The sequence below is a fragment of the Pseudomonas sp. genome (genome assembly GCF_050739655.1).
In the GTDB taxonomy this organism is placed as follows: Bacteria; Pseudomonadota; Gammaproteobacteria; order Pseudomonadales; family Pseudomonadaceae; genus Aquipseudomonas.
In genome coordinates this window covers 24,412-39,234 of sequence record NZ_JBOIBY010000071.1, presented here as the reverse complement: position 1 = coordinate 39,234, position 14,823 = coordinate 24,412, and the positions used below count along the sequence as shown (strand labels likewise).

The 14,823-nt window shown below is 47.9% G+C and carries 13 protein-coding genes and 1 pseudogene; 5 read left to right on the top strand and 9 right to left on the bottom strand.

What is annotated here, in order from left to right; genetic code table 11:
- Positions 1 to 2 precede the first annotated feature (2 nt).
- The 5 genes and pseudogenes from ACRESJ_RS03960 (at position 3) to tnpC (ending at position 7,262) form a co-directional block, all read left to right on the top strand.
- Positions 3 to 1,028, top strand: a complete 1,026-nt coding sequence (locus ACRESJ_RS03960) for an MraY family glycosyltransferase (RefSeq protein WP_431756740.1) — start codon at positions 3 to 5, stop codon at positions 1,026 to 1,028.
- 101 nt (positions 1,029 to 1,129) lie between these two features.
- A complete protein-coding gene (locus tag ACRESJ_RS03955) occupies positions 1,130 to 3,124 on the top strand; it encodes a polysaccharide biosynthesis protein (protein ID WP_431756762.1) in 1,995 nt (664 codons plus the stop codon).
- Between the two features lie 191 nt (positions 3,125 to 3,315).
- Complete coding sequence (locus ACRESJ_RS03950) at positions 3,316 to 5,175, top strand: hypothetical protein (protein WP_431756739.1); 1,860 nt, start codon at positions 3,316 to 3,318, stop codon at positions 5,173 to 5,175.
- 156 nt (positions 5,176 to 5,331) lie between these two features.
- The gene (gene tnpB / locus ACRESJ_RS03945) at positions 5,332 to 5,691 is read left to right on the top strand and encodes an IS66 family insertion sequence element accessory protein TnpB (protein WP_412041168.1); all 360 of its coding nucleotides are present in this window, start codon (positions 5,332 to 5,334) and stop codon (positions 5,689 to 5,691) included.
- A gap of 17 nt (positions 5,692 to 5,708) precedes the next feature.
- Positions 5,709 to 7,262: pseudogene (tnpC, locus tag ACRESJ_RS03940) on the top strand (IS66 family transposase).
- A 113-nt stretch (positions 7,263 to 7,375) separates the two neighbouring features.
- On the opposite strand, the gene rffA reads toward tnpC, so the two are convergent.
- The 9 genes from rffA to ACRESJ_RS03895 are packed head-to-tail and all read right to left on the bottom strand — an operon-like array spanning position 7,376 to position 14,553.
- Positions 7,376 to 8,524, bottom strand: a complete 1,149-nt coding sequence (gene rffA / locus ACRESJ_RS03935; RefSeq protein WP_431756738.1) for a dTDP-4-amino-4,6-dideoxygalactose transaminase — start codon at positions 8,522 to 8,524, stop codon at positions 7,376 to 7,378.
- 57 nt (positions 8,525 to 8,581) lie between these two features.
- Positions 8,582 to 9,334: a class I SAM-dependent methyltransferase gene (locus ACRESJ_RS03930; protein ID WP_431756737.1), complete on the bottom strand. Its 753-nt coding sequence runs from the start codon at positions 9,332 to 9,334 to the stop codon at positions 8,582 to 8,584.
- Positions 9,331 to 9,738: a GtrA family protein gene (locus tag ACRESJ_RS03925; RefSeq protein ID WP_431756761.1), complete on the bottom strand. Its 408-nt coding sequence runs from the start codon at positions 9,736 to 9,738 to the stop codon at positions 9,331 to 9,333. Before ACRESJ_RS03925 ends, ACRESJ_RS03930 begins: the two co-directional genes overlap by 4 nt.
- Entirely contained in the window at positions 9,728 to 10,405 is a 678-nt protein-coding gene (locus ACRESJ_RS03920) for a metallophosphoesterase family protein (protein ID WP_431756736.1), read from the bottom strand. Before ACRESJ_RS03920 ends, ACRESJ_RS03925 begins: the two co-directional genes overlap by 11 nt.
- Positions 10,386 to 11,351 (bottom strand): ATP-grasp domain-containing protein, encoded by a 966-nt coding sequence (locus ACRESJ_RS03915; protein WP_431756735.1) that lies wholly within the window; start codon positions 11,349 to 11,351, stop codon positions 10,386 to 10,388. The genes ACRESJ_RS03920 and ACRESJ_RS03915 overlap by 20 nt, the downstream gene beginning before the upstream one ends.
- Positions 11,352 to 11,359: 8 nt before the next feature.
- Complete coding sequence (locus tag ACRESJ_RS03910) at positions 11,360 to 12,208, bottom strand: NAD-dependent epimerase/dehydratase family protein (RefSeq protein WP_431756734.1); 849 nt, start codon at positions 12,206 to 12,208, stop codon at positions 11,360 to 11,362.
- Positions 12,205 to 12,933 (bottom strand): class I SAM-dependent methyltransferase, encoded by a 729-nt coding sequence (locus tag ACRESJ_RS03905; RefSeq protein ID WP_431756733.1) that lies wholly within the window; start codon positions 12,931 to 12,933, stop codon positions 12,205 to 12,207. Before ACRESJ_RS03905 ends, ACRESJ_RS03910 begins: the two co-directional genes overlap by 4 nt.
- Complete coding sequence (locus tag ACRESJ_RS03900; RefSeq protein WP_431756732.1) at positions 12,923 to 13,867, bottom strand: glycosyltransferase family 2 protein; 945 nt, start codon at positions 13,865 to 13,867, stop codon at positions 12,923 to 12,925. The genes ACRESJ_RS03905 and ACRESJ_RS03900 overlap by 11 nt, the downstream gene beginning before the upstream one ends.
- Entirely contained in the window at positions 13,864 to 14,553 is a 690-nt protein-coding gene (locus tag ACRESJ_RS03895) for a WbqC family protein (RefSeq protein WP_431756731.1), read from the bottom strand. Before ACRESJ_RS03895 ends, ACRESJ_RS03900 begins: the two co-directional genes overlap by 4 nt.
- Positions 14,554 to 14,823 lie beyond the last annotated feature (270 nt).

The window sequence follows — 14,823 nt, the reverse complement described above, 5'->3', positions numbered from 1 at the left end:
TAATGGTCTATTTGTGGCTAATACCGGCAGTTGCCGTTCTTTCTTGTGTTTTAACGGCAGCTCTGCGACGTTACGCATTGGCTCGCAGCATCATAGATATTCCTAATGCGCGAAGCTCCCATACCATTCCTACCCCCCGCGGGGGAGGTGTGGCTATCGTCGTTGCCTTTATCGTAGCGCTTCCGGTTTTTGGTGTGCTGGAACTGGTCCCATGGCAACAGTTGGCAGGAATCGGCGGGGCTGGTGCGCTGGTCGCCATCATTGGTTTTATGGACGATCATGGCCACATCGCTGCTCGGTGGCGCCTCTTGGGCCATTTTGGCGCCAGCATATGGGCACTGATATTGATTGGAGGATTCCCCAGCATTACGGCGTTCGGTGTAAGCATTAACCTTCATTGGTTTGGCCATGCGCTAGCAGTTATCTACTTAGTGTGGCTTTTGAATCTTTACAATTTCATGGATGGAATCGATGGGCTGGCGAGTGTCGAAGCCGTTAGCGCGTGCCTTTGCATTTGTTTGTTGTACTGGTTGAGCGACGCTACCACACTGATTTGGGGGCCGCTGACGCTAGCTGTAGCGGTCGCAAGTTTTCTCTACTGGAACTTCCCGCCAGCCAAGATTTTTATGGGAGACGCAGGTAGCGGATTTTTGGGGATCGCGTTGGGCGTTCTATCCCTTCAGGCAGCCTGGAATTCCTCAAACCTGTTTTGGGCCTGGTTAATTCTTCTGGGGGTTTTCATTGTTGATGCAACCTTAACCTTGATGCGACGGTTGCTACGTGGCGATAGAGTCTATGAGGCTCACCGCAGTCATGCCTACCAGTTTGCATCTCGTCGTTTTGGCAAGCATTTGCCCGTAACGCTGGCAGTCGGTGCGATTAACCTATTTTGGTTGTTCCCGATTGCGTACTCCGTTACGCAGCTCGGACTTGATGGTGCCGCGGGTGTATTAATCGCGTATGTCCCACTGATCGTACTCGCTTTGATATTTCGAGCTGGTCAGCTCGAAGTCCCCGCAGCAGCGTGAGGCAGGCAGGTTTCCGATTATAGAGGATGCCGATTGCGTGGGAAAAGGTACAATGATCGAGCGAAGTCAGTTAAGGAGCTGTAAAGGTGGTTGAATCGTTTATGGATCGATTACGTGCAATGCTGCTGGGGTTGCCACGTCGTCACAAAAGGCTGGTACAGGTGCTGACAGACGTGATCCTGGTCTGGATGGCACTATGGCTGGCGTTTGTTGTTCGCCTCGGAATTGACGAGATGATCAACCCGTTCCTTGCGCACACCTGGCTTTTCGTAAGCGCTCCGTTGGTAGCGATTCCGCTGTTCATTCGCTTTGGAATGTATCGCGCGGTGATGCGCTACTTCGGCAATGATGCACTCATCGCAATCATTAAGGCTGTAAGCCTGTCTTCTTTGGTTCTAGGCATTATTGTCTATTGGTATAGCAATCATCAAAACGTTGTGCCGCGCTCGATTATCTTTAACTACTGGTGGTTAAGTTTAGTGATGATCGGCGGTTTGCGTTTGGGAATGCGGCAGTATTTCCTCGGTGATTGGTTTTCCGCCGCTCAACACGTTCCTTTTACAAATCGAGACGATGGTTTGCCTAGAGTAGCTATCTATGGGGCAGGGGCGGCGGGAAACCAGCTAGTAGCTGCGCTAAGAATGGGCCGCATCATGCGTCCAGTCGCATTCATCGACGATGATGACAGTATCTCAAATCGCGTGATCTCCGGGCTCCAGGTTTATAAACCTCGTCACATCGAACACATGATCCACGCTACAGGCGCTCAAGAGATACTGCTTGCGATCCCGTCTTCATCACGCGGTCGACGCCGGGAAATCCTCGGTTTCCTTGAAGGCTATCCATTGCATGTTCGCAGTGTGCCGGGCTTCATGGATCTCGCAAGTGGCCGAGTAAAAGTGGATGACATCCAGGAAGTCGATATCGCGGATTTACTAGGTAGGGATGCTGTGCCTGCGCAGGAAGATTTGCTAGTACATTGCATCCAGGATAAAGCCGTTTTGGTGACCGGTGCCGGCGGTTCAATCGGATCTGAACTGTGCCGGCAGATACTGTCGCAATTGCCGACTACGCTTATTTTATTCGATCACAGTGAGTTTAATCTTTATTGTATTCTTGAAGAACTTGAGCAGCGCATTAGACGAGAATCCTTGTCTGTTCAGTTGCTCCCGATTCTGGGCTCAGTGCGCAACGAAGCCAAATTACTCGACGTGATGAAAACATGGCGCATCGACACGGTCTATCACGCTGCAGCTTATAAACATGTTCCGATGGTCGAACATAATATAGCTGAAGGCGTACTGAATAACGTGATAGGGACGCTCAATACCGCACAAGCGGCATTGCAGGCGGGTGTGGCTAACTTTGTATTGATATCGACCGACAAAGCAGTACGTCCTACTAACGTAATGGGTAGTACCAAACGATTAGCGGAACTTACTCTGCAGGCGCTGAGTCGTGAAGTAGCTCCTGTCTTGTTTTGCGACAAATCCAATGTTTCTCGAGTTAATAAAACACGGTTCACCATGGTTCGGTTTGGCAACGTCCTTGGTTCATCCGGCTCAGTGATCCCTTTGTTCCACAACCAAATCAAATCAGGTGGGCCTCTCACTGTTACCCATCCGAAAATTACGCGCTATTTCATGACCATACCCGAGGCGGCGCAACTGGTTATCCAGGCCGGGTCGATGGGGCAGGGCGGCGACGTATTTGTCCTGGATATGGGAGAACCGGTTAAAATCGTAGAACTCGCAGAAAAAATGATCCATCTTTCTGGCCTGAGTGTTAGATCCGAGCGAAATCCAAGCGGTGATATTTCGATCGAGTTTACGGGGTTGCGACCAGGTGAGAAACTTTATGAAGAGTTATTAATTGGCGATAATGTAGCTGCGACCAAGCATCCTATGATTATGACCGCGAATGAAGACTACTTGTCTTGGGACGTGCTTAAGACAAAGCTTACTGATTTACTGGGCGCAGTCGAAAAAGACGATTACTCCAAAGTACGCCAACTGCTGCGCGATACAGTTAGTGGGTATACACCTGACGGTGAAATTGTTGATTGGATTTATCAGCAGCGTAGGTTAGAGTCTTAAATTAGATCTAGTTGGTGTGGAGTATTTCATTACCTATTGTGGGTGTTTCAATGGCTTCCTCGTGATGTACTGGATAAAATTCATATTCATCAGGAGATTTCAGCTGTGTTGGGTGTGTTTGGGTCCCCAATTGTAGTAGAGACAAAATGTACGTGGTTGTTATATTTTTTTTCAAGTAAGGCGGAAGAGCTATGGGGACTCGAGACGATGCGATCAATTTGACTGTCGCCCAACCAAAAGTAACTTTGATTTCAAGTGCGACTGAATATAGTCTAATCGCATATTCTTTTGCGAGTACTCTCATTATTCTCGCTTGGCTAATGGTCTATTGTCAGTATGGTTTTGATTTCACAGATGAAAGCTTCTATTTAGTGTGGAGTTCGGCGCCTAGTTTATATGATTGGTCGTTGTCTCAGTTTGGGTTTTTATATCATCCCTTTTATATTCTGTTCAGTGGCAATATTGCTCTGCTGCGTATATTTAATATGTTGGTTACTTTTGCTCTCGCATGGTATCTCGTTGATTTGGTAATGACGGGTGTATTCCGTGGGGAGTCGAAGGGGACGGTTAAGCGGCTTTCTATATCCTTCGGTTTTGCAGCTAGTGTTTTGGTTTTTTACGGGTTTTGGGCTCCGTCTCCAAGTTATAATAGCTTGAATTTGCAAGCGCTTCTTGTAGTCGCCATAGGTTTGTTGTTAGCTCGAAAATATAATAGTGTTAGCAGTGTTATAGGGTGGATTCTAGTCGGCGCCGGTGGGTGGTTAACCTTTATGGCTAAGCCTAGTAGCGCCGCAGTACTTGGAGTTTGTTTGTTTTTTTACCTGTTGATAGCAAGAAAAATTAATTTTCGTTTGCTCTCGATTAGTGTTGCTTCAGGTTTGTTGTTGTTGGTTCTCAGCGCAATGTTGATTGATGGTTCTTTAATGGCATTTGTTGAGCGACTACAAACAGGAATAGCTTTTGCTGGTTTATTAGGAGGTGGTCATTCGCTCGAGACTATCTTGAGAATTGACGATTTTACTCTTTCTCAACAAGAGGTTGTTATTTTTCGTGCAATATTAATGTTTTCTGTGGTAGCTAGCTCGCTGTTATATATTAACAATAACTTCGCTCGGTTGTTAGGTCTCTGCTTTGCATTTATGACCTTAGGCATTATATTGCTATTGATTGCGGGAAAATTTGTTGTACCGATGCAGTCTAGTAATTTTCATGGACTGCTTATACTAGCAGTGCCGGCGTCTACATTCATTCTCGCGTTAGGTTTTGGAAGGCGCAGGATTTTTACGGATATTTCATTATCTCGTTTGTCTGCTTCCTTGGTACTCGCATTATTTCCCTATATCTACGCATTCGGTACAAATAATAACTACTGGCAAATAGGTGGTGCAGCTGGTTTTTTCTGGGTACTAAGTGCTTTAATTATTTTAGTTCCACTCATTCCTCGAACGAGCGCAATGTATGTTCTCTTTCCTTTACTTCTAATAACACATCTGATAGTAGTTGTTTTAGTGCAGGCAGCGATGGAGTTGCCGTATAGGCAAACACAACCATTAAGGATGAACTCCCAAGAGATAATCGTGGGGCGTAGCGGGTCTAGTCTTATATTGTCCGAAGGGTATGCATCCTACATTCTAAAAGCACAAAGTGCTTCCAAACTAGCAGGTTTCCAGCCTGCAACTCCTATTATTGATCTAAGTGGGCAATCCCCAGGTATTCTCTATGCACTAGGAGCAACAAACGTTGGTCAGGCGTGGATGATCGGCGGGTATCCTGGCAGCTTGAGTCTAGCAGCTGAGGCATTAAAAAGAGTATCTTGTGAATATCTAGCGAGCGCTTGGCTTTTGACTGAGCCTGGCGGCCCGAGAAGCATTTCTTATGATTTAGTAGCTACCTTCGGGGCGCAACCTTCTGATTATGAATTGGTAGCATCGTGGGATACTGCTAATGGTGCTGGAGGGTTTGATCAGCGGCCTACGCAGATGTTGTTGAAACCCAATAGAGATGTTTCCAAATCCATTAGTTCGTGTACTGAAAAAAGGACTAACCTTTAAAGCTTCATCTAGATTTCTATTCGATCTCTGTAATCATAAATTGAAGCCTTCGGATGGGAAGATCCGAAGGTCGTATCCGCTCCACGAACCCCACATTCCAAGCGAATAGCTGACAACGGATGCTGTGCTCCCGATTTCCATCAGGAGCCCATCACCATGATGCGTCCCAATGCCAGTGTTGAAAAAGTGTACCTCTACCCCAAACCGGTGGACTTTCGAAAGTCCATCGACGGCTTGGCTGCGCTGGTCGAACTGGATATCAAAGTCGCGGTGTTTGATCCCGTGCTTTTCGTTTTTCTGAATCGCCACCGCAACCGCGTCAAAGTGTTGTATTGGGAGCGCAACGGCTTCTGCCTCTGGCTCAAGCGTCTGGAGTCCGAGCGGTTCAAAACTTCACCCGATGAACTGGATGAGGCCATCGTGCTGACGGTGCAAGAACTGAACTGGTTACTGGATGGGTTTGACCTCTGGCGCAACCGTCCGCACAAGGTTTTGACTCCAAGGTTTGTTGCCTGACGGGTATAATCCTGGGCATGCGACCATCGCCCGAAAACCTTCCTGACGATCCCGTATTGCTCAAACAGATGCTGCTTGAGAGTTACGAAGCACGCTCGCGCGAGCAGGAAGTCAAAGACGCTTACGCCACCCACATTGTTGATCTGAAAGAACAGATCAAGCTGTTGCGTGACCGTATCTTAGGGCGCAAATCCGAGTAGACGGTCGAGCCCAACACGCCGCAACTGGCACTGTTCAACGAGCCCGAAAGCGAGCCGATGCCTTCAGTCGGCGACGCTGATGAAGAAGTCGTTGCTCCTACTCTACGCCGTGGTAAGCGCCAACCCTTGTCGGCTGATCTGCCGCGTATCGAAGTCATTCACGAACTGCCCGAACACGAACTGACCTGTGCCTGCGGTTGCCGCAAGCATGTGATCAGTGAAGAAACCAGCGAACAGCTGGACATCATGCCGATGCAGATCCGCGTGATCAAACATATCCGCAAGGTTTACGGCTGCCGTGGCTGTGAAACAGCGCCGGTCACCGCCGACAAGCCCGCTCAGTTAATCGAAAAGAGCATGGCCAGTCCAAGCGTGTTGGCGATGCTGCTGACCACCAAGTATGTCGATGGCTTGCCGCTACATCGTTTTGAAACGGTGCTAAGCCGACATGGCATAGAAATCCCGCGCCAAACTCTGGCTCGCTGGATTATCCAGTGCGGCGAACATCTGCAACCGTTATTGAATCTGATGCGCGAGCGGTTGCTGGAAAGTCCGGTTACCCACTGCGATGAAACGCGCGTCCAGGTACTCAAAGAGCCGGATCGAGATCCGACCAGCCAATCCTGGATGTGGGTGCAAGCAAGCGGCCCGCCGGATCGCAAAGTCGTGCTGTTCGACTATACTTCCAGCCGTGCGCAGGACGTACCGCTGCGTCTGCTGGAAAGTTATCGGGGCTATGTCATGTCCGATGATTACGCAGGCTATAACGCGCTGGCGTTGCAACCGGGCGTGGAACGTCTGGCGTGCATGGCTCATGTACGTCGCAAGTTCGTGGAAGCACAGAAAGTGCAGCCCAAGGGCAAGACCGGGCGTGCCGATATCGCGCTGACGATGATCAACAAGCTGTATGGCATCGAGCGTGAGCTGAAAGACGTCAGCGACGAGCAGCGATTTATCGGTCGGCAGGAAAAGAGCTTGCCGATCCTCGCCCAGTTGAAAAGCTGGCTGGATAAAACGCAGTCCCAAGTGACACCGCAAAGCGTGCTGGGTAAAGCGGTTAATTATCTGGCGAGCAACTGGCTTCGGCTGGAGCGTTACGTTGATGCAGGTTTTTTACCTATCGACAACAACGCGGCGGAGCGTGCAATAAAGCCGTTTGTGATCGGGCGCAAGGCCTGGCTGTTCAGCGATACACCCAAAGGCGCCACCGCCAGTGCGCAGATCTATAGCTTGGTCGAGACCGCCAAAGTCAACGGCCAAGAGCCCTATACGTGGCTGCGCCACGTACTTGAGTGCTTGCCGCACGCCTCGTCGGTGGAAGACTATGAAGCCTTGCTGCCGTGGAATTGCTCACCGGAAATGCCACGGTAAACCGTTGCCCCGTCTTGTGGTAGGTGGGGTTCATGGATCGCATACCGTTAAACTTGGTACTTCACTCCTTTCGGAAAGACATCTTCTGGCTCAGGATATTTTTAACTTTATCGTCAGGACATGGCATTGATGGCCCGCGTCAGGACATTAACAATTCGATGTTGCTGCTCTGGTTCCAACCCTACCCACAATGGCAGGCGCAGGAGACGCTCTGATTGGGCTTCAGTCACAGCCATTGAGCCATGTACCTTGGCAAAACGCCTACCAGCGGGGGACGAATGGAGCGGGACATAATGGAACACCGCGTAAATTTCTTGTCGTTTCAATTCTGATAGTATCGCCTGCCTATCTAATTTGGGGTTGAGCAATACGTAATACATGTGCGCATTGTGCTGGCAATCAGTTGGAATAATCGGACGTCGAAGCATGCCCTCATCTTCAAGAGGGGCGAGCAATGAATGATATGTATCCCAGATTTTCAAACGGACATCAGTTATTGATTTCGCCTCTTCAAGCTGCGCCCACAGGAAGGCAGCGATCAACTCACCTGGGAGAAAGGAAGAGCCTATTTCCTGCCAGGTATACTTATCGATTTCACCGCGGAAGAAGCGGCTCCGATCTGTTCCCTTTTCTCGAATCATTTCCGCACGCAATGAAAATTGCGGATCGTTAACCAATAGCGCTCCGCCTTCACCAGAGATTACATTTTTGGTTTCGTGAAAACTGAATGCACCGAGGTCGCCGATGCTACCCAGGGCCTTGCCTTTATAGCTAGACATCACGCCTTGGGCTGCATCCTCGACGACTTTGATCCCATGTTTTCGCGCTATTTTCATAATGGTGTCCATTTCACAGGGCACCCCGGCATAGTGGACAGGGACAATTGCTTTCGTTCTGCGCGTGATAGCCGCTTCTATCAACTTTTCATCTATATTCAACGTATCTTCACGAATGTCAATAAACACCGGAACTCCGCCCCGAAGTACAAATGCATTCGCGGTTGAGACAAAGGTGTACGATGGCATGATCACTTCGTCACCGGGATGAATGTCGATTAACAGAGCTGCCATTTCCAGAGCTGCGGTGCATGAATGCGTTAATAGTGCTTTATCGCAGCCACTGCTCTTTTCAATCCATTGATGACATTTTTTTGTAAATAAGCCATCTCCTGCAAGCATATGGCCTGATTTGGCTTCAGTGATGTAGTCGAGTTCTTTCCCGGTCATATAGGGACGGTTGAACAGGATCATTTCGTTACTCATTCGAATTTCCTCAGCCGCTAGAAGTTTTGTCTGCCCGGATAAAATCTTCAATACGAGTCAGTCTTTTTTTGCGACAAGCAGAAGCGAACCGCCAATTGGAATACGAATTCCAAATTTTATCAGTCCTAGTTCCAGTTTCATTATTTGCTCAAGAGAGAAATTTAGCCAATTTGGAATCTTGAACTCGGCCATCGGATCGTACTCACCCCTCCGAGCCCTAAGCCGCGATAGCCACATTAATGGAACAAGGAAGCTCACGAACGAAGTGGAATACTCAACGCGCAGCCCAGCAGACCGGATTTTCTCGATTAACTCTGAACGTGTGTACCGACGAACATGACAGGCATACTCATCAACCTCTGACCAGAGCCATCGGTGCTGAGGAACAGAAATCAGCAACGAGCCCCCTCGTTTTAAAGCATTACTTAGGTTGTTAAGTACCAGTTGATCCTGTTCAATATGTTCGATTACATCGAAGGCGCCGATGACGTCGTAGTTTTCACTCTCCGTCATTTTCGTAGCGTCCAGTTGGACAAGTATGGCTGACGGTATGCGCTTTCGAGCGTGCATCAGACCTTCTTCGAAGTACTCGGAACCGTAAATTTCTGCCTTAGGGTAGGCCCTGCTCACACCTTCCAAAACGTATCCGGTGCCGCAACCGATTTCCAAAAAGCTATTGAATTGGCCAACGCGTGAAGCCAGAGCCCATAAAAGCACCCGATTACATGCACGAAACCACCAATGGCCGGTTTCCGCTGCTGCTAGAGCGGTAAAGGTTTCTTCAGGGAAAGGAGTCCGTGCAGAGGTCATTTCTGGAAGCTCCGAAATACAAAAAATTTGAACATGATGAAAAGAAAAGCAGCAACAGTAAAGATTGCAAAAACTTGAATAATCTGATGTGGGTAGCCTAGCCGGTCGACGAAAATTATTAATATGCCGAAGTTCAAAGCGTACCCTGCCAGATGAACCAAAACGTAGCGGATGCCAGAGCCAAAAATACCACCTTCATAGGCAAACGTAATTCGACGGTTGCTAACGAAACCGATACTGGCACCGAGAGCGTATAACAGGGTCATCGACCATATTGGAGTTATACCAATATAAGTTGCAGCCAAGTAAAGTAGGTAGCCAGCGGTATTGGTCGATATCCCAATTATCCCGTATTTTATTAACTGGACTAAGGTACCGTTTGTGAGGCCGAGCTTAAAGTGCACTGATTTTTCCACCGATACTGGCTCCCTTCGAAAGGTTCTCAGAATAATAGGGGCTGAACCCTGCTAGAGCCATTTCTCGCTGAATTTTCCCAATATCGTATTCAACCCGATGAATATGAAATGAGTTTCCATCCCACGTCGCGAATGCAGCTCGAGGATCTCCATCACGGGGTTGACCTACTGAACCAGGATTACAGTATGTTTTTTCACCATTGCTCCACACGTGTTGTACGTGGGTATGGCCTGAAGCAAAATACTTACCTGCAAATGCAGCAAAATACTCTGAGCTGGGCCTAACGTATTCATCAATAGGATCATTCCAACCGCCGTGTACAATATCCACGTCGTGGACCAATGCGCGTTCGGGCAGTGAAGCCAGCCATGCTAAGTTGTCTGAAGTTATGACTTTGCGCTGATAATTCAAGCAATCATTGGCGCTGTTTGAGCGAGGGCAAGCTTCTCCTTTGGCTAAATACCAATCATGATTTCCCATGATGGTTTTAATGTTTCTTTGACGAAGTGTTTCGCAGCACTCGTTGATCTGGCAGTAGTAGCCGCCTACATCACCTAAACAAATAACCTCTGCTATACCCAATTCATCCAGTTTGTTGAGGACTGTCGAAAGGGCGACGTGGTTGCCGTGAATATCAGAAATGATCCCGATCATAAACAATATGGTCCTCAATATAACGAACCGCAAAACCCTTCCGAATCGATGGTTGCACAGGGACGCGTTTCTTTAGATAGAACTCAAGACACATGGCTGCTTCGTTATAACCAAATGCCGTACGCATGGAACTAGTGGACGAAATTCTTGGATTTATTTCCAGTAACTTCCATCCATGATTTTCGTCACGGCGAAATTGAAGATTTGTAGGGCCGATGGGCATAAAGTGTTTGCACAGTCGCGCGACGGTTTGGTCCAGACTTTCGTCACTTCGCACCCAGGCTTTAGCAGTTGACCCATCCGCAGCGAGGCTTCTCTGGAAGGTTATGGATGCACAAACATTTCCGGTGCCGTCGCCAAACACCGCTACGGTGAACTCTTGGTCTGCCGAACCAATGATAGGTTGAGCTATGAGGTGCTCACCCAGATGCTTTGCATTGGGCTCGAAATCCTCGGCTTTTTTTACCCATACCAGACCTTTGGAGGCATAACTTCTACGGGGCTTGAGAAGAAAAGGCAGGCCGAATAAGTCTGACAATAACTCGAAGGTCCCAGTCAAACTGCTAGGGATTCTACACGTATCGTTTAGTGCTTTTAGTTCCTCATGCATCGCCCACTTATCGCGTGACAGATTTATCAGATTTGCATTGTTGAGGACAATCTTGCATTTGAGATGCGATAGCTGTTCTCGATGATCCGATAGCCAATGGATATCTTGCTCAATACCAGGTATCAGAATGTCGACTTGATGTTTGTCAAGTGTTTTTATCAGCCAGTCAGAATATTCTGGGCTTGATGTTAGCGGTGCCTGCTCGAAAGCATCGCACCATGCCCTTCCTGCGCCATCGTTGTAAATATCGGTGCCTATCAATGTGATACCGGGCTCGGCGCGGCGCAGAGATTTAAGCAGGCCATAGCCCATGATTGCACCGATACCAGTGACCATTGCGACTGTCATAACTCGCTCACCCGAAATTGTCGAATACGCTCAAACCCTTGCTTTATGTCGACAAGCGGATAAAAATCTATTTCCTCGTAAAGTGAGGAGCTTGTCACTAAAGGAAGGTCCATAAGGTTAGGTTTGTCGGCCTGAAATTGCACTTCCCCCCCTTTGGCGAATGCCGAAAATGCTGCCTCTGCGACCTCGCTTAAGCGCGGATTCAGCGGATGCACGCAGTCAAAAACACCCGTGATCCTGGTTTCCACTACCCGACTGCAAATCTCTGCAAGGTCCTCTAGATAAAGGTAGTTGCGCAGAGGGTCATGGGTGCCATAAAGGTAGATATTCTCTCCTGCCTGGGCCTTGTCCGCCATGCTATAGAGAAGGGGCTGATGCTTGCGACATTTTCCTTGTGCATCGTACATCTGGCTGGGGCGCAAAACCGTTAATGCCAATGCGCGCTCTGAGCAAAACAACAGGGCCGCCTCTTCGGCATGCTTTTTTGAAAGCGCGTAGATGCCGTAGTAAGGGTCGCCGAGCTGGTAGGTGGCGGAGATTGACGAGATCAGTATGAGGTGTTTGGCGTGACAGGCTTCTGCCAGGCGACATACCGATAGTGTTCCGACTGCATTGACTAATTCGGCGCGAATGAAGTCATCTGTCGCCGTACCACCAAAATCGGCCGCTACATGCACCACGACGTCAAATGATTCGATAACTGTTGGCTGGGTATCCCAGAATGTCAAATCGAAAAAAAGATCGGCATTCTCGCGGCCGGCAAACTTGACGTGCCCCAGGTGCTCGAGATTCTTACCAATTGAATATCCAATTGATGACGAACTCCCAACGATTAAGACTTTCACGGCGTCTCTATCTCTGCTTCAAATAAAAGTGCGCAGCTTAATTCGGGGTATTCAATGCCAACGGTGCACATTGCTTTGATGATTGCCTCGTTCAGGTTCAAGGATTTGAGCTGCGGCGTTGTGAGCGGCTTCAGGAACAGCCCCTCCTTTCGTACCACCTGATAGCCCGCCTGATTTAGCTCATTGGTGAGGCTTTCAGATGAGTACAAACGTCTATGTCCAAGCTCCAGGTCTCCCTTTCCCAGCGCCATCATATCGTCCAGTAATCCGGCCGCATGCCCAAATCGTCTATGGAGAGACTCACCGTTGGGCACTAAAACAAAACAGCGTCCACCAGGGGCCAAAAAGTCTTTAAAACGTCGCAAGACAATTTGTGGATCATCAACGTGCTCCAAAACGAAACCCATGACAATCAGATCGAATTTAGAATCGGATTCGAAATTTTCAAAGTAACTTTCAACTATTTTTGCGCTGCTGTCAGGGTATTGCTTGCGGAACTGCTCAATGACTGAGACGGAACCATCAATTACGACGTGTTCCGAAAAGTATTGAGAAAATCGATTGGTTGAAAAGCCATGGCCAATTCCCAGTTCAAGCAGTTTGCCCGTATTTGAACAAAGCTCCATTAAACGTTGTGGGTACCAGTTCAGCATAATATTGTTGTCGTAGGCGTAGTTGAATCCTTCACCATACGCTTCGATAAAGTCGTCAAGCTTATTGTTCATTTTCGTATCCATAAGTCTTGCGGACGATATATAAGGGGCGGCGTTTGGCTTCCTGGAAGATTTTTGCGATGTAGAGCCCAATAATCCCAGTGCCAAGGATTATGGTACCGCCCAAAAACCAAATCGAAATCATAATCGAGGTAAAACCAGACAATACTGTCTGAGGAAATAGTAATTTTTCAATAAGTATGCCGAGCGCGAAAATCACTGATCCCAGCCAGATTAATAAACCTGTTAGAAACAACACCATGAGTGGCGCTACACTAAATGATGCAAATGAATCAGCGACCTGCATGAGTTTGCGGGACAAGCTATAGCTGGATTTTTGTATCGCAATCCGCGGGGTTTTTATCAAAGGCACGGCGACTTGCGTAAAACCTGCCCAGGCAAACGTTCCCGCGAGGTAGAGCACGCGATCCTGGACAGTAAGGAGGGCATCAACGTACTTCCGAGTCATTAATCGGCATGTCATCGGGTTATGAGGAATACGGACGCTGGACATAAAGTTTAAAGCGGACCAGAAAAGCTCTCCAAAAAAATTGGATGTGCGGGACGCCGTTCGTTGTTGCTGTACGCCATACACAACGTCGGCCCTGCTTTGGTCCATTTTTTCAGTAAATATATCTAACCATTCAGGTTGTTCTTCTAGATCACAGTCAATCAAAAGGACTTGCTTGCCAACGCTAAGCTCTAAACCGGCCACTATCGCTGCGTGGTGGCCAAAGTTTCGTGATAGATCAACGATTTTTATGGACTGGTATTGTTTCTGCAATTCCAAGGCCAATGGAAGGGAGGTGTCGGGAGAACCATCGTTGACTAATATGATCTCGAAGTCTTCGCCAGCATATTTTTGTGCCGCGGCAACTGTACGCTGGCAAAATTCTTCCAAGAACATGCTGGATTTATAGAGGGTAGAAATAATAGAAAGTTTCACGATGTAATATGCTTCATGTAGTTTTTAGAGTGCTCGCCGCAGTTGAACAGAAGGTCGAGAATAGATACCTCATGTGAAAATTCTCCCCACAATTGGGGGTATTCCGGATAGTCGGAATAGTCAATCCATGTGATCCTTATATCTCGCTCTGAAAAAATTGGCTTTTCCAGATAATTTTTTGCTGCTGGTCCCGAAATGTATTCGTTAGCCCTGGCTTGAACACACAGATCAACTAACCGTTCGGATTTTCCTTCTGTCAGTATGTAATCCCAAGAACGGCTGATTTTTGTTTTGATATCTAGATAATTGCAGATCGCTTCAATGAGCTCGCAGTTTAGGTGGCTGAGATTACTATGCTGCTGAGCTAAATATAGAGGCTCAAGCCATTCGGAGATTTCACGAAAGTATGGAGATTTCCTATAATTGGAGGCAAGTGATTTCCAATGTTTTATCTGCCAGCGATGATCGGATAATTCAACATCTCTAATACGGCGACTGATATCTTGCCCAGCCGGAACAGTTAGCCATTCAAGACCTTTTGGAGTCTTTATTCTGTTGCGGTTTCGCCAATCATTTTTTGTATATTGCATGTCGTCGTAGATGATGAACTCATCCACGGCTGCGATCATGTCAAAATATCCCTTCCAAGGAATGTAGTTCGATTGAAGAATTGCTACTTTTTTCATTGTGTGTTCTTCATCGCGCTTTTTCCTTCAATCTGGATTACGTGAGTCACTGGAGCCCCTGCCTGCGCTGCGGCTAAGTTTATACGGTAGTGGTTTGATCGAAAAGCGCGGTGAGCACCAAAAGAAAATCCATGTAGTTGTTGCTGATTTTACCAAACAGGACCGGTTCGTTGAGCGAATCGAATCCACGGAGCCAGGTCACGATCTCTGTGGAGGTCAAGAAGGATGGTTGCCCCTCATTCATTCTCGAAAATCAAGACGTAAATCGCA